Origin of the sequence: Polaromonas sp. JS666, from assembly GCF_000013865.1 — a bacterium.
In the GTDB taxonomy this organism is placed as follows: Bacteria; Pseudomonadota; Gammaproteobacteria; order Burkholderiales; family Burkholderiaceae_C; genus Polaromonas.
The window spans coordinates 4,378,537-4,396,813 of sequence record NC_007948.1 but is presented as its reverse complement, the minus strand read 5'-3'; the positions used below and the strand labels follow the sequence as shown (position 1 = coordinate 4,396,813).

General features: G+C 63.3%; 21 protein-coding genes and 1 pseudogene. 17 read left to right on the top strand and 5 right to left on the bottom strand.

The window, feature by feature from the left end; translation table 11 throughout:
• Positions 1–20: 20 nt before the first annotated feature.
• From BPRO_RS20890 to BPRO_RS20880, 3 genes and pseudogenes are all read left to right on the top strand, one after another.
• A complete protein-coding gene (locus BPRO_RS20890) occupies positions 21–443 on the top strand; it encodes a rhodanese-like domain-containing protein (RefSeq protein WP_011485064.1) in 423 nt (140 codons plus the stop codon).
• Positions 443–862, top strand: coding sequence for a YchJ family protein (locus BPRO_RS20885; protein WP_011485063.1), 420 nt, complete (start codon positions 443–445; stop codon positions 860–862). Before BPRO_RS20890 ends, BPRO_RS20885 begins: the two co-directional genes overlap by 1 nt.
• A 130-nt stretch (positions 863–992) precedes the next feature.
• A pseudogene (locus BPRO_RS20880) lies at positions 993–1,268 on the top strand (HAD family hydrolase); the annotation flags it as partial.
• 67 nt (positions 1,269–1,335) lie between these two features.
• Here BPRO_RS20880 and BPRO_RS20875 read toward each other — a convergent pair.
• The gene (locus tag BPRO_RS20875; protein ID WP_011485061.1) at positions 1,336–1,884 is read right to left on the bottom strand and encodes a peroxiredoxin-like family protein; all 549 of its coding nucleotides are present in this window, start codon (positions 1,882–1,884) and stop codon (positions 1,336–1,338) included.
• Between the two features lie 169 nt (positions 1,885–2,053).
• On the opposite strand from BPRO_RS20875, the gene BPRO_RS20870 reads away from it, so the two are divergent.
• Positions 2,054–2,875: an AraC family transcriptional regulator gene (locus BPRO_RS20870; protein ID WP_041390104.1), complete on the top strand. Its 822-nt coding sequence runs from the start codon at positions 2,054–2,056 to the stop codon at positions 2,873–2,875.
• Positions 2,876–2,928: 53 nt separating this feature from the next.
• On the opposite strand, the gene BPRO_RS20865 is transcribed toward BPRO_RS20870, so the two are convergent.
• Positions 2,929–3,813, bottom strand: a complete 885-nt coding sequence (locus tag BPRO_RS20865) for a LysR family transcriptional regulator (RefSeq protein WP_011485059.1) — start codon at positions 3,811–3,813, stop codon at positions 2,929–2,931.
• 99 nt (positions 3,814–3,912) lie between these two features.
• On the opposite strand from BPRO_RS20865, the gene BPRO_RS20860 reads away from it, so the two are divergent.
• The 5 genes from BPRO_RS20860 (at position 3,913) to BPRO_RS20840 (ending at position 8,065) form a co-directional block, all read left to right on the top strand.
• Complete coding sequence (locus tag BPRO_RS20860; protein ID WP_011485058.1) at positions 3,913–4,335, top strand: DoxX family protein; 423 nt, start codon at positions 3,913–3,915, stop codon at positions 4,333–4,335.
• Positions 4,336–4,344: 9 nt separating this feature from the next.
• Positions 4,345–5,022 carry a glutathione S-transferase family protein gene (locus tag BPRO_RS20855; RefSeq protein WP_011485057.1) on the top strand — a complete coding sequence of 226 codons (678 nt, stop codon included), beginning with the start codon at positions 4,345–4,347 and terminating at the stop codon, positions 5,020–5,022.
• Between the two features lie 119 nt (positions 5,023–5,141).
• Positions 5,142–5,522, top strand: a complete 381-nt coding sequence (locus BPRO_RS20850; protein ID WP_011485056.1) for a YciI family protein — start codon at positions 5,142–5,144, stop codon at positions 5,520–5,522.
• 145 nt (positions 5,523–5,667) lie between these two features.
• Complete coding sequence (locus BPRO_RS20845; RefSeq protein ID WP_041388988.1) at positions 5,668–6,831, top strand: aminotransferase class V-fold PLP-dependent enzyme; 1,164 nt, start codon at positions 5,668–5,670, stop codon at positions 6,829–6,831.
• 76 nt (positions 6,832–6,907) lie between these two features.
• Positions 6,908–8,065 carry a formyltransferase family protein gene (locus tag BPRO_RS20840; RefSeq protein WP_011485054.1) on the top strand — a complete coding sequence of 386 codons (1,158 nt, stop codon included), beginning with the start codon at positions 6,908–6,910 and terminating at the stop codon, positions 8,063–8,065.
• An 83-nt stretch (positions 8,066–8,148) separates the two neighbouring features.
• Here the strand turns inward: BPRO_RS20840 and BPRO_RS29760 are convergent, their stop codons facing one another.
• Positions 8,149–8,289, bottom strand: coding sequence for a hypothetical protein (locus tag BPRO_RS29760; RefSeq protein WP_157045842.1), 141 nt, complete (start codon positions 8,287–8,289; stop codon positions 8,149–8,151).
• A 149-nt stretch (positions 8,290–8,438) separates the two neighbouring features.
• Here BPRO_RS29760 and BPRO_RS20835 point away from each other — a divergent pair, with 149 nt between their 5' ends.
• Genes BPRO_RS20835 through BPRO_RS20825 form a run of 3 tightly spaced genes read left to right on the top strand, consistent with a single transcriptional unit; the run spans position 8,439 to position 11,084 of the window.
• Complete coding sequence (locus tag BPRO_RS20835; protein ID WP_011485052.1) at positions 8,439–9,776, top strand: acyclic terpene utilization AtuA family protein; 1,338 nt, start codon at positions 8,439–8,441, stop codon at positions 9,774–9,776.
• Positions 9,777–9,778: 2 nt separating this feature from the next.
• Positions 9,779–10,081, top strand: coding sequence for an AtuA-related protein (locus BPRO_RS20830; protein WP_011485051.1), 303 nt, complete (start codon positions 9,779–9,781; stop codon positions 10,079–10,081).
• Between the two features lie 43 nt (positions 10,082–10,124).
• Positions 10,125–11,084: a Bug family tripartite tricarboxylate transporter substrate binding protein gene (locus tag BPRO_RS20825; protein WP_011485050.1), complete on the top strand. Its 960-nt coding sequence runs from the start codon at positions 10,125–10,127 to the stop codon at positions 11,082–11,084.
• Positions 11,085–11,170: 86 nt separating this feature from the next.
• Here BPRO_RS20825 and BPRO_RS20820 read toward each other — a convergent pair whose 3' ends face one another.
• A complete protein-coding gene (locus tag BPRO_RS20820) occupies positions 11,171–11,437 on the bottom strand; it encodes a DUF3297 family protein (protein ID WP_011485049.1) in 267 nt (88 codons plus the stop codon).
• Positions 11,438–11,747: 310 nt separating this feature from the next.
• On the opposite strand from BPRO_RS20820, the gene BPRO_RS20815 reads away from it, so the two are divergent.
• Positions 11,748–13,346, top strand: a complete 1,599-nt coding sequence (locus BPRO_RS20815) for an MFS transporter (protein WP_011485048.1) — start codon at positions 11,748–11,750, stop codon at positions 13,344–13,346.
• A gap of 207 nt (positions 13,347–13,553) precedes the next feature.
• The gene (pstS, locus tag BPRO_RS20810) at positions 13,554–14,633 is read left to right on the top strand and encodes a phosphate ABC transporter substrate-binding protein PstS (RefSeq protein WP_011485047.1); all 1,080 of its coding nucleotides are present in this window, start codon (positions 13,554–13,556) and stop codon (positions 14,631–14,633) included.
• 212 nt (positions 14,634–14,845) lie between these two features.
• Here pstS and BPRO_RS20805 read toward each other — a convergent pair whose 3' ends face one another.
• Positions 14,846–15,523 carry a glutathione S-transferase family protein gene (locus BPRO_RS20805; protein WP_011485046.1) on the bottom strand — a complete coding sequence of 226 codons (678 nt, stop codon included), beginning with the start codon at positions 15,521–15,523 and terminating at the stop codon, positions 14,846–14,848.
• A gap of 262 nt (positions 15,524–15,785) precedes the next feature.
• Between BPRO_RS20805 and BPRO_RS20800 the strand changes: the two genes are divergently transcribed.
• The 3 genes from BPRO_RS20800 to BPRO_RS28085 all read left to right on the top strand — a co-directional run bounded on the left by BPRO_RS20800 (position 15,786) and on the right by BPRO_RS28085 (position 18,082).
• On the top strand, positions 15,786–16,838 hold the full coding sequence (locus BPRO_RS20800; protein WP_011485045.1) for an AraC family transcriptional regulator: 1,053 nt from the start codon (positions 15,786–15,788) through the stop codon (positions 16,836–16,838).
• A 177-nt stretch (positions 16,839–17,015) separates the two neighbouring features.
• On the top strand, positions 17,016–17,387 hold the full coding sequence (locus BPRO_RS20795; RefSeq protein WP_011485044.1) for a hypothetical protein: 372 nt from the start codon (positions 17,016–17,018) through the stop codon (positions 17,385–17,387).
• A 107-nt stretch (positions 17,388–17,494) separates the two neighbouring features.
• Complete coding sequence (locus BPRO_RS28085; RefSeq protein WP_011485043.1) at positions 17,495–18,082, top strand: hypothetical protein; 588 nt, start codon at positions 17,495–17,497, stop codon at positions 18,080–18,082.
• Positions 18,083–18,277: the final 195 nt, after the last annotated feature.

Sequence of the window (18,277 nt, the reverse complement as noted above, 5' to 3'; positions counted from 1 at the left end):
ACCCCCGAAGGAGACATAACATGCCCATTACCAAAGGATTCCGTGCCCTGGTCGATGAGGCCATGGCGCAGGTCAAAACTTACAGCGTGCAAGAGGCCATGGCAAAACTCAACGATCCCAAAGTGCAGATCGTCGATATCCGCGATGTGCGCGAGCTGGCGGGCGGCACGGTGGTGGGCGCCTACCATGCGCCCCGCGGCATGCTCGAGTTCTGGGTGGACCCCGCCTCGCCATACCACAAGCCCGTGTTTGCCGATGAGGGCAAGGAGTTCATCCTGTTCTGTGGCGCCGGCTGGCGCAGCGCACTGGCCGCCAAGACGCTGCAGGACATGGGCATGACCAACGTCGCCCACATCGACGGCGGTTACGCCGAGTGGGTGAAGCAGGGCGCGCCCACCGAAACGCTGGAAGACCGCGAAAAGCGCAAGGCCAGGAAGGGCTGATGCCGGCTGCTCTGCTACCTGGCGCTGGCTGCCCCTGCGGCCGCCTGGGCGCATCCGGAAAACCCCTCGCGTTTGCCCAATGCTGCGGCCGCTACCTGGATGACTTTGCGGGCACGCCCGCACCCGATGCCGAGTCGCTGATGCGCTCCCGCTACTGCGCCTTTGTGCGGGAACGAGCCGACTACCTGCTGGCCACCTGGCACGCCAGCCAGCGGCCGCCATCGATTGACTTTGATCCGGGCGTCAAATGGCTGGGCCTGGAAGTGCGGCAACACCGCCAGCTGGATGCCACCCACGCCGAGGTCGAATTCGTTGCCCGCCAGAAAAGCCCCGGCAGCCCGGCTGTGCGTCTGCACGAGCGCAGCCGCTTCGTGCACGAGGCAGGCCGTTGGTACTATGTGGACGGCGATACGCGGTGATCAAGACAAAACACAGGTCACAGCACCGTGGCCCTGATCCGTTCCCTCTGTGCCCCTCTTGCTCCTTCCCCCAAAGGCGGGATGGGGTAACACGGGGAGGGACTCAACCTGAAGTTGAAAGGTGTTTGCTTTGAAATTTGATGCGGTGTTGTTTGACTGTGATGGCGTGCGGGTAGACAGCGAAACCATCACCAACAGCGTGTTGCGCGACATGCTGGAAGAGCTGGGCTGGAAGCTCAGCCCCGAGGAATGCATGCGCATCTTCGTCGGCAAGGCCGTCAAGGACGAGACCGCCACCATCGAAGCCCACACGGGCCGGCCGCTGACCGAGGACTGGATGGTCAGCTTCCGCGAGCGCCGCAATCAGGGGCTGATGCAGGGCGTCAAGCCCATTCGCGGCGCGCTGATAGGCCGGACGCGCTTGCGTTGACGTTCGCATTGACGGGGCGGTTCGGACTCGCCTCATCGGTCCATCAGACGGGCGCCGTGTATTCACCGCGTGCCGGGTAGTCCTTGGCAATCGCAAAATCAACCGCGCCCAGCAGGTCCTGAAACTGCGGGCGGGCAAACGGCATGGTTTGAACCGCGCCGTAATACAGCGTCCCGTCCGGCCGGACCAGGAAGACCCCGGGCTCGCTGAACAAGGCGGGCTCTTCAATGCCGAGGGACGTCTTGCCGCGCGACGCACTGATGTACAGGCCCCACTCCCGGGCGCTCTTCAGGCTCAGACCGTAGGCGAACTTGACCGCGCTGGCCTTGACCTTGTCGGCCATCTGCTTGCCGCGCTCCTCGTCGTCGCTGCTGACGGCGATGACCTGAACCCCGCGTGTCGCGAATTCCGGTGCCAGGCGTTCTAGCTCCAGCAGGTATTTCGCGCAAATCGGGCAATGCAGGCCCCGGTAAAAAACCACCAGGTCAAAAAGGGGTCCAGGGCTGGCGCCAAGGACAAACCGGCCCTCCGTGGTCAGCGGGACATTGAGGGCCGGAACGGGGTAGCGCGGCATCAGGGCCTGTGTTCTCATGGGGTCATCCTTGGGGAGTAGCAGCCAACATGGCCAAATGGCGGACGCCAAAGTCAGCGGGAGCAGGCGCGACAGCCAGATGAGTTGCGCCCTTTGGGTTTGTCCGATGCCTGCAGTATGAAGTATGATTTGCAATCAAAAGTTCACTTATGTTAGCCATTCGTTCAAAATGATCCCTCCCGTCCGACTGGACCGCCTCTCCGCCTTGCTCGAAGGACTGGCGCCCCGGGTAGAGATGATGCGGCCAGTGCCCGGCGCAGCGGCACTCAGCCTGGCTGCAACGCCAGGCCAGCTGCTGTATCTGCACCTGGTGGCGCAAGGCGGAGTGCGCCTGAGCGTTCCCGGCCAGGACCCGGTTGCCGTCCCCGCGCCCGCCATCGTCATTTGCCGCGCCGACACCGCGCACGCCTTGCAGCCGCTGTCCGGCAACGCATTTGAACCGCTGACCAGCGCTCAGGCCTTTTTCGACGGCCCCGTGGCCTCCCTGCTGCTGGGCGAATTTGCCCGGCCACTGGTGGTGCCGCTGGATGGCGCGGATGCCTCACTGAGGCATGTGATCGAGCTGATCTCTTCCGAGCTTCTGGAGCCGCGTTGCGGCCAGCCGGCACTGCTGGACCGGGCGGGCGACATTCTGTTGATTGGCCTGCTGCGGCACCTGATTGCGCACCCCCGCAGCACGCGCGGGCTTTTCAACGGCCTGTCCGATCCGCGCATTGCTGCCGCCTTGGTGGCCATACACGCCGCCCCGCAAAACGACTGGAACCTGGACACCCTGGCCAAACAGGCCGGCATGTCCCGTACCTCGTTTGCCACCCGGTTTCGCGAAGTCATGGGCCACCCGCCGGGCAAGTATTTGGGCCAGGTGCGCCTGTCGATTGCCCACCGCGCCGTGCAGTCAGGGCTGGGGCTGAAGAGGGCCGCCAAAGACTCTGGGTACACCAGTGTGTCGGCGCTCTCGCGTGCCTTGTCGCGTGCCAGGGTGGTCGACTAGAAAGGCCACGCGGTGCTGACGGCAAAACGCAGCAGCATTGGCCCGCGTAGCTCTCAGCGCAGCGCCATGTGTTGAGCCAGATGGCTGAACACCGTGGAGACCCGCCGCAGGTGCCGCGATTCGGTATGCGTCAACAGCCAGAGTTCGGTCTGACACTCATCCAGCGCGCCTGTTAAGGCCACCAGGTCGGCCCGGCCTTGCGCAAGAAAAAGCGGCAACAACCCGATGCCCATGCCTTGCGCCACCATTTCCGCGACGGTGAGTATGCTGCTGACCCGATAGCGCGGCGACACCTTGGGGAAATGCTTCTTGCGCCAGACCACTGAGGGGTGCTCCGGCAAGGCGTCATCCGGGGCGATCCAGTCGACTTTGCTGGCCACGTCGGCATCGAAGCCCCTGGGGCCGCCTTTTTTTGCGGCAAACAGCGCCACCCGGATCGGACCGACATGCTTGCCCACCAGGTGCTGCGGCGGCCGCTTGGTAGCACGCACGGCAATGTCGGCATCGCGCCGCGTGAGGCTGGCCAACTCGTTTCCCGCGTGCAACTCGTAGACCAGCAGCGGGTGGGTTGACTGCAGCAACTTGAGCGCCGGCGCGACCAGGCCATGCAGCACGGTATCGGTGGTGGTCAGGCGCACGCTGCCGGAGACCTGTTCGGGACTGGCCTGCGCGGCAGAACGGGCCGACTCCAGCTGCACCTCCAGTTGCTCGCCGTGGCTTGCCAGCACCTGCGCCAGTTCCAGTGGCTGGTAGCCAGTCCTTGAGCGTTCGAACAGACGCTGGCCCAGACCCTTCTCGATGCGCTGCAGCGAACGGAAAACCGTCGACGCGTCCACCGCGAGCCGCTCACCGGCTTCGGCCAGGGTGTTGGCCCGCACCAGCGCGAGCACGACCTCGATATCCGGGGCGCTGAGTTTGTATTGCGTTGCTGCATTCATGGATTGCACTCGTGCCTATTTTCATTGCTTCATTGCAATCCTACATTACCTCCATCAGTCCCATCAATCTCTCTTCAATCAACTCAATGGAGCAATGCAATGCTGCAACCGGAAGCCAACAACACCGCCCCTTACGGCGTGACCCTGCTTCGTATCAGCCTGGGCGTGATGTGGATGGCCCACGCCTTGTTGAAATGGCTGGTTTTCACCTTGCCGGGAACGGCGCAGTTTTTTGCGAGCGTGGGCTTCCCCGGCGTGCTGGCCTATCCCGTGTTCGCTGCGGAACTGCTGGGCGGCCTGGCCATCCTGCTCGGGCTGTATGCCCGCCAGGTGTCGCTGGCGCTGGCGCCCATCATGGCCGTGGCCGCGTCGGTGCATTTGGGTAACGGCTGGGTCCACACCAGCCAGGGCGGCGGCTGGGAATACCCCGTCTTCCTGACAGTGGCCTCCGTGGCGCTTTGGCTCGCCGGCGACGGCGCCTTCGCCCTGCGCCGCAGCCTGCGTTTTGTGCCGGCCTTGTGAAGGAGCACCATGGCCTCCCAACTCACATTGATCAGCCACAAGCTGTGCCCTTATGTCCAGCGCGCGGCGATTGTCATGGCCGAGAAGTGCATTAGTTTTGAGCGGCAGGACATTGACCTGGCCCACAAGCCCGACTGGTTCCTCAAGGTCTCGCCGCTGGGCAAGACGCCCGTGCTGCGGGTGGACGGCGAAGCGATTTTTGAATCCGCCGTCATCTGCGAATACCTCGACGAAACAGCCGCACCCCGCCTGCACCCCGAGGGCGCCCTGCAACGTGCCCGGCACCGCAGCTGGATGGAGTTCGGTTCTGCGATCCTCAACACCATCGGCGCCTTCTATAACGCGCCCAGTGAGGAAGCCCTGGCGGCCCGCGCCGCCGAGCTGCGCGCAAAGTTCCAGCTGGTCGAAGCGGCCCTGGGAAGCGGCCCCTACTTCGCTGGCGAACAGTTCAGCATGGTGGATGCGGTCTTCGGCCCGGTCTTCCGGTACTTCGACGTGTTCGACGAAATCGGTGATTTCGGTGTTTTCGCCGATACGCCCAAGGTGAAGGCCTGGCGGCGCGCGCTGGCACAACGTGAATCGGTCCGCAACGCGGTTCGTCCTGATTACCCTGAATTTCTGCGCGCCTTTCTGCGGCAACGCGAGTCGGCGCTGTCCCGGCGCATAACTGTCGCGCTGCCAGCTTGAGAGCCGGACATTTGCAAGGGAGCGAACTCTTTTTTTCAAGGTTTGCGGATCGGGTGTCGAAATGCAGGTTTGTCGTTCGTCGTAGGGGTGTAAGGTTCAAAATCTGAAAGGACTTCCCCATGAAATACCTCTGCCTCGCCTACTACAATCCCGAAAAATTCGCCGCACTGGCCCCTGGCGAGGTCGAGGCCCTGGTGAGCCAGTGCCCAGCCAAAGACGCCGAGCTGAAGAAGACTGGCCGCCTGGTGGTGAGCGCCTCGCTCGAGGGCCCGCAGGCCGCCTTCGCCTTGCGCCCGCGCGTTGGCAAACCTCAAGTGACCGACGGCCCCTATGCCGAGGCCAAAGAAATGGTTGGCGGTTTTTTCATCATTGAGGCGGCTGACCGGGACGAGGCGGTGCGGGTGGCTTCGCTGCATCCGGCGGCCACCTTGGGCGAAAACGTCGGCTGGGCGATCGAGCTGCACCCTATTGGGTTTTTTGAGCAGGCATTTAACCAGTAGGTCGTTGCGGAAAATCCTTCGCTTTCTCGCTCGCACTTCGTCCTTGAGCTGCTGACCGGCGGCGCTGCGCAAAACCCGCGGGGGAAAAAGGCTCGGCATGCTAAGCTGCCAAGTCGTTTTTTTTCAACTACCCCGAGAAAACCCTATGCCCGGACTGCTGCCCAACGTCGACCCTGATGGTTTGCTTGAATTCTCGGTGGTGTACACCGACCGCGCGCTGAACCACATGTCGCGCAGCTTCCAGGGCGTGATGACAGACATCTCCAGCATCCTGAAGGAGGTGTACAACGCCCCGTCGGCCGTGCTGGTGCCTGGCAGCGGCACCTACGGCATGGAGGCGGTGGCGCGCCAGTTCGCCACCGGCAAGCAGGTGCTGGTCATTCGCAACGGCTGGTTCAGCTACCGCTGGACGCAGATCTTTGACATGGGAAGCATCCCTGCCTCGTCCACCGTTCTCAAGGCCCACCAAACCGGCCCTGGTGCGCAGGCGCCCTGGGCGCCCGCACCGATCGCCGAAGTGCAGGCCACCATTGCAAAAGAAAAACCTGCCGTCGTCTTTGCCCCGCATGTGGAGACCGCTTCCGGCATGATCCTGCCCGACAGCTACCTGCGCGCCGTGGCCGATGCTGTGCACGCCGTGGGCGGCCTGTTCGTGCTCGACTGCATCGCCTCGGGCGCCATGTGGGTCGACATGAAAGCCACGGGCGTGGACGTGCTGATTTCTGCGCCGCAAAAAGGCTGGAGCAGTTCACCCTGCTGCGCCATGGTCATGCTCAGCGAGCGCGCCCGCGCGGCCATTGAAGGCACCACCAGCACCAGCTTTGCCTGCGATTTGAAGAAGTGGCTGCAGATCATGGAGACCTATGAAAAAGGCGGCCACGCCTACCACGCCACCCTGCCTACCGACGCCCTCACACGCCTGCGCGCCGCCATGAAGGAAACCCAAGCCTACGGTTTTGCCAAGGTACGCGCCGAGCAGGAGGCACTGGGCGGCAAAGTGCGCGCACTGTTCGAAAGCCGCGGCCTGCCCAGCGTCGCCGCCGACGGATTCAAGGCGCCCGGCGTGGTGGTCAGCTACACCACCGACCACGAGATCCAGTCCGGCAAAAAGTTCATGGCCCAGGGGCTGCAGACGGCTGCCGGTGTGCCGCTGCAATGTGACGAAGGCGCTGACTTCATGACCTTCCGCGTCGGGCTGTTCGGGCTCGAGAAGTGGCACCAGTCGGATCGCACGGTGGGGCAATTGGCCGGTGCGCTGGATCGGATCGGGCTGGTGGAGCGTGTGGCTGCCGACGCCCTGGCTGGCTGAAGACCGGCCGGCGCCGGAACTTCCCCTTCAGGAATTTTCCTTTACTTTTCCTTTTAATGAATGAAGAGATGTGTCAATGAAATGTGCATTGGTGGGGTCCCGTTTTTTCGCTGCTTCGGTGTTTGAGGCGCTACGCAAGGAAGAAGGCATCGAGTTCACCAGCATCGTCGCTCCCGCTGTGGACGATCGGCTGGCGCTGGCTGCGCAGGCGGCCGGCGTCGCGGTGCATGTGCTTGAGAACCCCAGGTTCGTGCCGGGCAACGCGATTGCCGAGGGCACCGACCTCATCATCGCCGCGCACACGCACGCACGGGTGAGCGACGAGGCGCTCGCGCGTTCGCGCCTGGGCGGCGTCGGTTATCACCCCTCGCTGCTGCCCCGGCATCGTGGCATCGCCGCCGTCGAATGGACGATTCTGGAAGGCGACCCGATCGCTGGTGGCTCGATCTATCACCTGGCCGACGGGTGGGACGCGGGCGCCATCGCCGCCCAGGACTGGTGCTTTGTCGCCAAGGGCGAGACGGCGCGCGAATTATGGGAGCGCGCTCTGGCGCCGATGGGTCTGGCCCTTTTGCGCAAGGTGGTTCATCACGCCCGCATGCAGGGTTCCGTTCCCGCCTACCCGCAAGATCCGGGCTTTGCCACCAAGGCCCCCATGATCCGCAAGTCGGTCGTGTTGACCGAGGAGGTCTCCTCGACGACCACCTCGCTTGTCGTCTCTATCGTGGGGGCTGACCGCCATGGCATCGTGAGCTCGCTGGCCGAACGGGCGGAGCGTTTCGGTGCCAACTGGGCGGCGAGCCGCATGACAAAACTGGCCAATGAATTTGCCGGCACGGTTCACTTCGAGGTGCCGCCCGAGAACGCGGACGCACTGGCGGCCGCGCTGCGCGGACTCGAGTCCAGCGGCTTGCAGGTGGTCATTGCCCGGAGCGACGGCGCCAGGGTGCCCACCTCGCTGCGCGTGGTTGAGCTTGAGCTGGTCGGCGAGGATCGGGTCGGCATCGTCAGCAAGCTGACGAAGATACTGGCCGAGCGCGCCATCAGCATCGAGAGCATTCATACCGAAATCATCCGCAGCGGCGTGTCCGGCAAACAGACCTTCAAGATCGAAGCGCACTTGCTGGTGCCTGCCGCCCTGTCCGTCGATGCGTTGCGACAGGAACTCGGCACCTTGGCCCGCGAGATGATGGTCGACATCGCTTTGGGAGAGCGGCAGAATCCCGCTCAATGAGTTGAATGCCGGCCCGGCAGCAGGCAGCGCACGCCGGCATTCAGTCCGGCTGCAACCTCATCGGCCAGAACCATCCCGTCCGCTCAACCCAGCAGGCGAACCAGGCCATAGAGCGAGAGCACGGCGGATACCACCAGGAGTGCGGTTTTTGCCGAGCGGGCGCCGACCAGGGTTCCGGTTACGCTGCAGGCCAGGATGGCGCCAAGGATGTAGGTTGTTTTCATGCCCCAATGGTAAAGCCTCACACGCCGGTAATTTACAGGGGCTTTTGCTTCGGCCATAGTTCGTCTGGTGCGGCCTGTACGACCGATACGACCGGTGTGGCCCGGTTCCGCTGCCCTGCGACATAGAGACATTTTTGAAAGACCATTCCATGAAAATCATCCGCATTGGTGCCGGTGCTGGTTACTCGGGGGACCGCATTCCGCCCGCCGTAGAGCTGGCCGAAAAGGGCAACCTGGACTATCTGGTGTTTGAGTGCCTGGCAGAGCGCACCATTGCGCTGGCCCAGTTGGAGCGAAGCAGGGATGCCCGTCTGGGCTTTGACCCCTTGCTCCGGGACCGCATGGAGGCGGTGCTGCCTTCATGCGTCGCCCAGGGTGTGAAGATCATCACCAACATGGGGGCCGCAAATCCCCAGGCGGCGGGTGAAGAAATCATCAGGATCGCGCGGGAGCTGGGGCTGCAGCGGCTGAAGGTGGCGGTGGTCCAGGGCGACGATGTGCTGCCGCGCCTCCATGATCACGAGCTGACCATCATGGAGAGTGGTGCGCCGCTTCGCTCATTGGGTGACACCGTGCTTTCAGCGAACGCGTACATCGGTGCCGAGGCGCTGGTGAGGGCGCTGCGCCTGGGCGCCGATGTGGTCGTCACGGGACGTGTCGCCGATCCGGCCCTGTTTCTCGCCCCCCTCATTCATGAGTTTGGCTGGTCCATGTCGGACTGGCACATGATGGGCCGGGGCATTGTGGTCGGGCACCTTCTGGAGTGCGCGGGGCAGGTCACGGGCGGATATTTTGCCGATCCTGGTTACCGCGATGTGCCTGACCTGGCCAGGCTTGGTTTTCCCCTGGCCGAAGTATCCGAAGACGGGCGCGCCATCATCACCAAGGTGGAGGGCTCGGGCGGCTGCGTCACCACCGCCACCTGCGCGGCGCAGCTCTTGTATGAGGTCGAAAACCCCGCCAGCTACCTGCAGCCGGATGTGGTCGCGGATTTTTCAGGTGTCACGCTGACCCAAGTCGGGCCCGACCGGGTACAGATCGACGGTGCCACTGGTCATCCGCGCCCGGCAACCTTGAAGGTGACCGTGGGACACCGTGACGGATTCATCGGGGAAGGGCAGATTTCCTACGCCGGCCTGGGGGCCGAGGCGCGGGGCCGGCTGGCCCTGGATGTACTGCGGCAGCGCCTGGAGAGCTCGGGCATCCAGGCGCTCGATAGCCGGTACGAGCTCATCGGCGTGAACGCCATTCATGGGGAAACCCTGGCCCGCGGCTATGAGCCTTATGAAGTCCGCGCCCGCGTGGCCATGCGGGTGGAAACCAGGCAGGACGCCGAGCGGGTGGCCAATGAGGTGGAGGCGATGTACCTCAACGGGCCCGCCAGCGGCGGCGGTGTCACCAAGTCGGTCCGCGAGGTGATCGCCGCGGCTTCCACGCTGGTTCCGCGCGACCTTGTCCAGCCAACTGTCACCACGATGGAGCTTTAAAAATGCTGCTGCGAGAAATTGCCCATTCCCGTACCGGAGACAAGGGAAACCGGTCGACCATTTCCGTCATTGCCTACGATCTCAAGGACTTCCCTGCGATCGAGCGCGCCGTGACGGCGGAACGTGTGCGTGCGCTGTATGCTGACATCGTCAAAGGCGAGGTTGAACGCTACGTGGTGCCGCAGCTGGGGGCCTTGAACTTTGTGCTGCACGACGCGCTGGGTGGGGGCGTGACCCGCTCTCTTGCGCTGGATGCGCATGGCAAGTGCCTGAGTTCCGCCATCCTTGGCCTGGCCATCGAATAAGCTTGGCGTATTCAACAAACAGTTTTTAACAGGAGACATCAACATGAAGTGCAAGTCGATTCTTTTCCTGGCGGTGGCGAGTTTCTCGCTCGCCGCCTTCGGCCAGGCCTACCCGAACAAGCCCATCAAGGCTATCGTGCCGTTTGCCGCGGGTAGCGCCACGGACCAGATTGGACGCGCGTTTGCGGCCAAGATGTCGGAAACGCTGGGGCAGGTCATCGTGGTGGAGAACAAGGCTGGCGTCAATGGCATGCTGGGGGCCGATGCCGTCGCCAAGGCTGCTCCCGACGGCTACACCATCCTGATCGGAACCAACAGCACCAACGCGGCACTCAAGAGCCTGATGAAGAAGCTGCCCTATGACCAGGATACGGCCTTTGCGCCTTTGGGCTACATGGGCTCGGTGCCGCTCATCGTGGCGGTCAACAACGACGTGCCGGCCAAGACGCTGCGCGAGCTGGTGACCCTGGGCAAGACCAAGCCCGGCCATCTCACCTTTGCCAGTGCCAGCACCTCGCAGCTGGTGTCCTCCGAGATGCTGGCCAACATGGCGGGCATCGAAATGACCAACGTGCCGTACAAAAGCGGCCCAGCGGCCATGACCGACCTGCTCGGCGGGCAGGTGATGATGTTCACGGCCGACTTTGCCGTGACGCTGCCCCAGGTCAAGGCGGGCAAGATCCGCGGCCTGGCGGTGACCTCGACCAAGCGCTCGCCCGCGATTCCGGAACTGCCCACCGTCAATGAGGCCTTGGGGCTCAAGGACTATGAGCTGATCGCCTACTTCGCGATGTTTGCGCCAGCGGGAACGCCACCCGAGATCGTTGCCAAGCTCAACCAGGCCATCAATGCCGCGGCGCAGAGCAAGGACCTGCAGGAAAAATTTTCGCCGATTGGTTTCGTGGTCGAGCCCGGAACGCCTGAAGCCCTGGCCCAGCGCAGCCGGCTGGAAACCGCCAAGTGGGCCAAGGCCATCCGCGACGCCAAGATAGAGCCACAGTAAACAGGCGAATCAGCCGCGCCAGACCTCTTGCCGCGCGGCGCTGGCCGCCGGCGTGGTGGGGCGGCAGCCCTGGCGAGGCGAAGCCGCTATCGGTAGAACGCTTCGACCTTGCCCTTCAGCTTGATCATCAGCGGATTGCCCTTGCGATCCAGCGTTTTGCCGGCGGGCACCTTGACCCAGCCCTCGCTGATGCAGTATTCCCCGACGTCCAGTCGCTCCTTGTCATTCAACCGAATGCCCACGTCATGTTCGAACACGGCCGCGATGTGATGGGGGCTGCGCGGGTCAATCGACAGGCGGTCGGGCAGCGGGGGGAATGGAGTGGGAGTGGGAGTGGGAGTGGCTTCGTTCATGGGTGTCTTTATCAATTAACGTGAATCTATATCCATTTTCGGGGGTTTGCTTCTCAACGGGTCTGGATCGGGGGGCGTAACCGGGTTTTTTCAACAGCATAGGCCCATTGCGGTCCGTCAGGAAGTCACCTCGGATCATGGCGCAGTGTCGTTTGCGGCCGTTTTAACCGGTCCCAACCCAGGGCAGGACTCACTGCCCGTTGACTGAGTCCGGTAAGTCGCCCAGCTCAAGTGAAGAGTCGCGGGCGCTGCAACCCGGTCAAGCGCGATGGTCGGCTGATGGCTACCCGTTCTGGGAAATAATGATCCTATGAATGATCCCGTGCCGATCACGCTCTCTCCCTCTATCTGGAGTCCCCTGCGCCAGCCCGCCTTTCGCGGGCTTTGGTTTTGCGGCGGCGTCTTTTTCATTGGCAACGGCATGCAGTCCATGGTGGCCGCCTGGCTCATGGTCGAGCTGACCGGTTCGTCCTTCCTCGCCGCGCTCGTGCAGACCGCGGTTTTCCTGCCCATGTTCCTGCTGGCACTGCCTGCGGGCGTGCTGGCCGACACCAGCGATCGCCGGCGCCTGATCTCCAGCGCGCTGCTGGCGCAGGTGGCCGCATGCGCGCTGCTGGCCTTGCTGGTGCTGGGCGGCTGGGGTGGGGCGGCATCGGTACTTTTCCTGGTGTTTGTGTGCGGCTGCTGCACGGCGGTGCTGACGCCGGCCTGGAACTCGTCCGTGGTGGACCCGGTTCCCCGGGCCGAATGGCCGCAGGCCATCACCGCCGTCAGCATTGCCTACAACGTGGCGCGCGCCATAGGCCCCACGCTCGCCGGTGTGCTGTTCGCACTCCTGGGTGCGGGCTGGGTGTTCGCTGTCACGGTATTCACGACGCTGGTCATGTGGGAATCGATCCGCCGCTGGCCGCCGCGCGCTCACCCGCCGTCGCGCCTGCCGGCCGAGCGCCTGTGGAGCGGGACGCTCAGCGGGCTGCGCTTTGCCTGGCACTCGCGCATGATCCTGGCGCAGCTGGTGCGGGCCATGGCCTTTGGCGCGGCCGGCTCGGCCCTGTGGGCGCTGCTGCCTGTGATCGCACAGCGCCAGCTGGGCGCCGGCGCGCAAGGCTTCGGCCTGCTGATGGGCTGCATGGGCACGGGCGCGGTGGTCACCGGTCTGGTCATCGGGCGTATGCGCGTGCGTTTCGGACTCGACGCTGTCGTTGGCGCCAGCTGCGTGGCGTTTTCTGCCGTCATGCTGCTCACCGCGTGGGTCCGCGTGCCGCTGCTGATCTATGGCGCCATGGCGGTGGGCGGCGCCGCGTGGATGTCGGCCATGTCGACCTTCAACACCGCCACGCAGTCCAGCGCGCCGCCGTGGGTGCGCTCGCGCGCGGTGGCGCTGCATATCGTGGCCGCGCTGGGCGCCTTCGCCTTCGGCTCGGCGTTCTGGGGCGCGGTGTCCGACATCGCCGGCCTGACAGCCGCGCTGGTCGCGGCCGGCCTGCTGATGGCCGCCGGCTTGCTGCTGGCGCGCCCGTTCCCATTGCGCGTGGGCGCGGACCACGAAGTGACACAGGGCACGCCCTGGGAGGAGTTGTTCGTGGCGGCCGAACCCAGCCCCGAGGCCGGCCCGGTGGCGGTGGAGGTGGCCTACCGCATCCGCCCCGGGGAAGACCACGCCTTTCTCGACACCATCGGCCAGATGAAGGCGCCGCGCCGGCGCGATGGTGCCACCTTCTGGCGCGTCTACAAGGACCTGGGCGAACCGTCCCGTTATGTCGAGCGTTTCCTGGTGACCTCATGGGCCGATTACCTGCGCCAGCGCGCTCGTGCGACCGTGGCCGATCACACGCTTGAAGCCGAGGTGCGCGCCTTCCTGGCGCACGGCGAAACCGCGCGCATGTCGCACTACATTGCAGAGCGCTGAGGCGACGGCTGCCGGACGGTTATGGAAGGGCAGTTGCCAACCAGTTCCCAGCGACGGGGCGTGGCCGACTGCCATGGTTCGCATGGCCATGGGCGATGACCGCCTGCCTTGCAGACACTCAGGGCGCACCGCTAATTTGTTGCAGTGCGTCAAATGCCTGGCCTGGCCCCTTAAACTCCTGATGACGTTTTAATGACACTCTGAAGCATGAAGAAAAATTTATTCGCTATTTTCACGGCCTTCACGGCCGTTTTGTTTTTTGCGCAGGCCGGCGCTGCCTCGGCTGAGACGATTTCCGGCGCCGGATCTTCGGCTGCCGCACCCATCTACCAGGCTTGGGCTCGCGCCTACCAGAAATCGACAGGTGCGGCCCTGGCCTATGAGCCGGTTGGCTCGTCCGCCGGCCTGAAGAAAATTCGTGCCCATGAGACGGGTTTCGGCGCCTCGGACGTCGCGCCCACCGAGGCCGAGCTGGCCGCGAGCGGGCTGCTTGTCTTCCCCGTTGCGATTACCGGCATCTCGCCGGTCGTGAATTTGCCCAAGGTAGGGGACGGCCAGTTGCGATTGACCGGCGAGGTCCTTGCGCGCATCTTTCTGGGCGAGATCACGCAGTGGAATGCGGCCGAGATCGTGCAGCTGAACCCGGGCCTGAAGCTGCCCGATCTGCCGGTCAAGGTGGTGGTGCGCGGTGACGGCTCCGGAACCACCTACAACTTCGCCGACTATCTGGCCAAGCTGAGCCCCACCTGGAAAGCCAAATACGGGGTCAAGACCAGTGTCGATTGGCCGGCCACCTTTGTGGCGGTCAAGGGCAGCGACGCTGTCGTCAAAAACGTCAGGGAAACGGTTGGCACGATCGGCTATGTGGACCACGGCTACGTCAGGGACCATAAGCTCACGACGGTGCAGCTGAAGAACCTCGACGGCGAGTTTGTCAGCCCGTCCATCGTCGCGTTTCGGGCCGCGCTTTCCAGCAGCGAATGGGCCAGCACCGGATCGTTTACCAGCACGCTGACCAACAAGGCCGGCAAGGCAACATGGCCGATCACCATGGGCACCTTCGCGCTTGTGCCTAAGGTTGCGGACCAGCCCGCCCAAACCCTGCCCGCGCTCAGGTTCTTCGTGTGGGCGTTTCTCAATGGCGACGCACTGGTCCAGGAAAACAACTTCGTGCGGCTTCCCGATCGTGTGCAGGCCACGGCGTTCAAGGCGATCACGTCCGTAAAGGACAAGGCGGGTAACGCCATTGCCATGGGGCTGATGACTTCTTCCGGCTCGGCTCGCTAGACATCATGGTCGCTCGTTAAGGCAAAGGGCGGCTCGTCTTCGGTATCGTGGGTTGCGCACCTGAGTGCGCCGAGCCACATGCGGCGGGCGCTCAAGCCGCGCGCAGCCTGAATTGGTGGCTGGAGGCGGGGCCGCATCCTGCCACCTCAAACCCTCCCAGGCTCGCAGGCATGAAGCCTGTTTCCGCCACTGAGCGTGGGCGGGAGCGATGGTCACGCCGGGCGTGTGTCCGGCGCCGCGACGGTGGATACGCCCTGGTCCACGGCCGCCTGCCACTGGGCCTTCATCGCGCGCTGGAAGGCCTCGCGGCTGTTCAGTCGCTGCCAGTAGTCGCGCACCGCAGGCGAGAAGCGCGGCTCCAGCGCCAGATGCTCCGCGAGCATGAGCGCATAGCCCACTGAGACGTCGGCGGCGGTGAAGCGCCCGGCGCAGAGAAACGGCTGCTGTGCCAGCGCGCCATCCAGCACGCGCAGCCGGGCCAGGAACCAGCGCGTGTAGTCGTCCGCCACCGCCTGCAGCGAACGCGCGGGCTCGAAGCGCGAGTAGCGCAGGACCAGGGTTTGCGGAAAGGTCAGGGTGGCCTCGCCGAAATGCAGCCAGTTCAGCCAACTGCCGAAGCCGGGCTCGGTCACCGCCACGTTCAGCGGCGTGGGGGCCTGTTGGGCCTGCCGCGCCACGAGGTACTGGCAGATGGCAACCGACTCGCTCATGCGCAGTTCCCCGTCTTCAAGCAGCGGCACCGTGCCCAGGGGATTGATCTCAAGATAGTCCCGCGCCAAGGCCCGGGGCGGGAAGGGCAGCATCTTCAGCGTGTAGGGCAGGCCGAGTTCTTCCAGCACCCACAGGGGGCGGAACGAGCGGGCGCTCATGCAGTGGTGAAGTGTGATCATGTGGGCATTCCGTTCATTTGCAGTCTAGTGTGGTGTTGCATGCTTGATGGCACAAATAAAAATGATGGATTTTTGGTCAAGGCAAGGCGCAAACCGCAGCAATAGTTCCACTATTGCGAGGATTTGCAACGCCGCCATGGCCGAAAAGACGCATTTTTATGTGCCAGATGGCGTGCAACACCACACTAGGGTGGACGAGGGTGCATGTGTGGCCAGCGAAGGGTCTGATTCTGCCAAATCGAACCCATCTACACTCTGATTCATGAAACCCGTTTCAGTCACACCGCTCGCGTTTGTCAGGACGCTGCTGCTGGCGTATGCGCGCTATGGTGTTGATCCGGCCGGCGCCCTGGCCAGGGCACAAATTGCGCCAGCAGCCTTGCGGCAGCCGGGTGGCGCCATCACCTCAAAGCAGTTGGAGGTTCTGGCGGCCCAGGCCATGCGCGAACTCGACGACGAGGCCTTGGGCTGGTTCTCGCGCAAGCTGCCCTGGGGCAGCTACGGCATGCTGCTCAGGGCATCCCTGAGCGCGCCCGACCTGGGCGTGGCGCTCAAGCGCTGGTGCCGTCACCATGGCCTGCTGACGGGCGATGTGGTGCTGAGCCTGTCGGTGGCGAACGAGGTGGCGAGCCTGACACTGCTGGACCAGGGGGTGAACCCCGCCATGCGTGAATTTTGCCTGGTGACCCTGCTGCGCAACCTGCATGGCGTGGCCTGCTGGCTGATTGATTCGCGTATTCCGCTGCAGGCGGCGTGCTTTCCGTTTGCCGCCCCGGCGCATGCGGCGGTGTACCCGGTGCTGTTTCCCGGGCCAGTGCAGTTTGACGCGCCGCAAGCGAGCCTGCGCTTTGACGCGCGTTACCTCGCCATGCCGCTGCGCCGGGATGAAAAAGCCCTGACCGCCATGCTGCCGCAGGCGCTCGCCCTGGTGGTTCGGCCCTACCGGCGCGACCGGCTGCTGGTGCAGCGCGTGCGCCTGTTGCTGCAAAGCCAGGCCGCCCCCGCCAATGCCGCGGCACTGGCCGACGCCTTGAATGTGTCGCCCCGCACGCTGCACCGCCAGCTGCAGGAAGAGGGCGCCTCACTGCAGGCGCTGAAAGACGAGGTCCGGCAGGCGCAGGCCATGGACGCGCTGCGCCGCACCACGCGCCCCATCAAGCAGGTCGCGCTGGCGGTCGGCTTTCGCAACGAGAAAAGCTTTGCGCGTGCCTTTCGGCAATGGACGGGCGACTCGCCGGCGGAGTACCGGCGCAAGGCGGCGCTGGGGCCAAGCCTGGATCAGACGCTGGACCATGGCCGCGTGCCTCGTCAGTAGAATGCGCCTGACTGATTGCTGGGTTTGGCAGGATTTTTAGCAGGGAGCAGGTATGACGATTTTGAAAAAATGCAGACTGCATAAGGGCTCTGATCGAAGTGGCTGCCCGCACTGTACTGCGGGGTATCTGATTGCGCCGCAGACTGTACGGTCGACATTGCGTTAGGAATCAAAGGCATGGCCCTGCAACTATTTGGATTCCACGAACACCCGCACAACTTCGCAGTTACGAAGGTCGATCTGCCGTTGGAAGACTGTGTATTCTTCTTGGACTTTAGCCGTCCACTGGAGAAGGTTCGTTGGTTCGGGGTGGTTAACAAATGGCTGGGCATTACTATTGGGCTGGGGGTTCCCGTCGTATATCAATCAGAGCAATCCGGTGGATTCGTGATAAGCGTTAATCGCGGCGAGCCGTACTTCTCAGATATTCGGAAGCTTTGGAGAAAGCATTACGGCTCGACACGAACCTTGGTAGCTTCGTCATTTGGTGAGTTAGGTGAGTTAGAACTCATTGCCCAGTTCGGGAAACACTTTCCCGAAGGCAGTTGATGAAGTTGAGTCCAGCACCTCGAACACCTCGTTGCACCGGACTGGCCGCCTGCGGCGTCCATCCCGGTGAGCTCAAACGTGAAGTCGCTTAACACTGTCGCGCACCAATGACAATCGAAGACGGGCTCACACTCATCGGCGCAGTCGCTATCTCCTTCGGTGGTGGCGCTGTGATCGTCATCGGCCTGTCAACTTACCTCGCCGATCTTTGGGCAAAACGGACCCTGCAACGCGAGCAATCTGCACTACAGGCACAACTCGAAGAGATGAAACATGAGCTTGGCCTCGCCAAGTCAAGTTACGACCGCTATCTTGATCTCGTTCTTGAATACTACGGGGTCTTTTACCGCCACTATCGTATGTGCCAGCGCACCGCGAACGCAGATGCCCATCGTCAGCCCGACGGAAAAATTACATTCACGCAAGATGAGTTTCTCGCGAACCTTGATGTTTTCCTTGTCGACTGGGCAGCCCAAGAGGGGGAAATTCGGCTCCTCCTTCCGTCCAAGCTCCTGGAGCTTCATGGTGAGGCTATTGATTGCTTCAATCGCTTCAAGCATTCAGTGGAAAACTTTCGCAAAGATGATGTCACTCGCAAAGCAAAGGAAGACGCGTTTGTACAAATTGAAAGTGTGAAGTCAAGACTTGAAGAATCACTTCGAGAGTTTCTTCGAACGGAAAAACTGCTCAAGTGATGCAAGCGGCGTCCAACCCTGCAGCTTGGACTTCCCACGAACTCAAGCAACGTTACGCGATAGTTTTTCCTTGATGACGGTATTTCCTGCGGTGGCGTGAAGTGAAACGGCGCTGCAACGAGGAGCAGCAGACTGCACATCTACTGCCATGCTGTGGCACGATTTGCAACCTCCATGGCCGGTATGAATCCGGTC

What these genes read in the sequence shown, in the direction of transcription:
- BPRO_RS20890 (WP_011485064.1), top strand. Translation starts at nt 21, where the DNA reads ATGCCCATTACCAAAGGATTCCGTGCCCTGGTCGATGAGGCCATGGCG.
- BPRO_RS20885 (WP_011485063.1), top strand. Translation starts at nt 443, where the DNA reads ATGCCGGCTGCTCTGCTACCTGGCGCTGGCTGCCCCTGCGGCCGCCTG.
- BPRO_RS20875 (WP_011485061.1), bottom strand. Translation starts at nt 1,884, where the DNA reads ATGAGAACACAGGCCCTGATGCCGCGCTACCCCGTTCCGGCCCTCAAT.
- BPRO_RS20870 (WP_041390104.1), top strand. Translation starts at nt 2,054, where the DNA reads ATGATCCCTCCCGTCCGACTGGACCGCCTCTCCGCCTTGCTCGAAGGA.
- BPRO_RS20865 (WP_011485059.1), bottom strand. Translation starts at nt 3,813, where the DNA reads ATGAATGCAGCAACGCAATACAAACTCAGCGCCCCGGATATCGAGGTC.
- BPRO_RS20860 (WP_011485058.1), top strand. Translation starts at nt 3,913, where the DNA reads ATGCTGCAACCGGAAGCCAACAACACCGCCCCTTACGGCGTGACCCTG.
- BPRO_RS20855 (WP_011485057.1), top strand. Translation starts at nt 4,345, where the DNA reads ATGGCCTCCCAACTCACATTGATCAGCCACAAGCTGTGCCCTTATGTC.
- BPRO_RS20850 (WP_011485056.1), top strand. Translation starts at nt 5,142, where the DNA reads ATGAAATACCTCTGCCTCGCCTACTACAATCCCGAAAAATTCGCCGCA.
- BPRO_RS20845 (WP_041388988.1), top strand. Translation starts at nt 5,668, where the DNA reads ATGCCCGGACTGCTGCCCAACGTCGACCCTGATGGTTTGCTTGAATTC.
- BPRO_RS20840 (WP_011485054.1), top strand. Translation starts at nt 6,908, where the DNA reads ATGAAATGTGCATTGGTGGGGTCCCGTTTTTTCGCTGCTTCGGTGTTT.
- BPRO_RS29760 (WP_157045842.1), bottom strand. Translation starts at nt 8,289, where the DNA reads ATGAAAACAACCTACATCCTTGGCGCCATCCTGGCCTGCAGCGTAACC.
- BPRO_RS20835 (WP_011485052.1), top strand. Translation starts at nt 8,439, where the DNA reads ATGAAAATCATCCGCATTGGTGCCGGTGCTGGTTACTCGGGGGACCGC.
- BPRO_RS20830 (WP_011485051.1), top strand. Translation starts at nt 9,779, where the DNA reads ATGCTGCTGCGAGAAATTGCCCATTCCCGTACCGGAGACAAGGGAAAC.
- BPRO_RS20825 (WP_011485050.1), top strand. Translation starts at nt 10,125, where the DNA reads ATGAAGTGCAAGTCGATTCTTTTCCTGGCGGTGGCGAGTTTCTCGCTC.
- BPRO_RS20820 (WP_011485049.1), bottom strand. Translation starts at nt 11,437, where the DNA reads ATGAACGAAGCCACTCCCACTCCCACTCCCACTCCATTCCCCCCGCTG.
- BPRO_RS20815 (WP_011485048.1), top strand. Translation starts at nt 11,748, where the DNA reads ATGAATGATCCCGTGCCGATCACGCTCTCTCCCTCTATCTGGAGTCCC.
- pstS (WP_011485047.1), top strand. Translation starts at nt 13,554, where the DNA reads ATGAAGAAAAATTTATTCGCTATTTTCACGGCCTTCACGGCCGTTTTG.
- BPRO_RS20805 (WP_011485046.1), bottom strand. Translation starts at nt 15,523, where the DNA reads ATGATCACACTTCACCACTGCATGAGCGCCCGCTCGTTCCGCCCCCTG.
- BPRO_RS20800 (WP_011485045.1), top strand. Translation starts at nt 15,786, where the DNA reads ATGAAACCCGTTTCAGTCACACCGCTCGCGTTTGTCAGGACGCTGCTG.
- BPRO_RS20795 (WP_011485044.1), top strand. Translation starts at nt 17,016, where the DNA reads ATGGCCCTGCAACTATTTGGATTCCACGAACACCCGCACAACTTCGCA.
- BPRO_RS28085 (WP_011485043.1), top strand. Translation starts at nt 17,495, where the DNA reads ATGACAATCGAAGACGGGCTCACACTCATCGGCGCAGTCGCTATCTCC.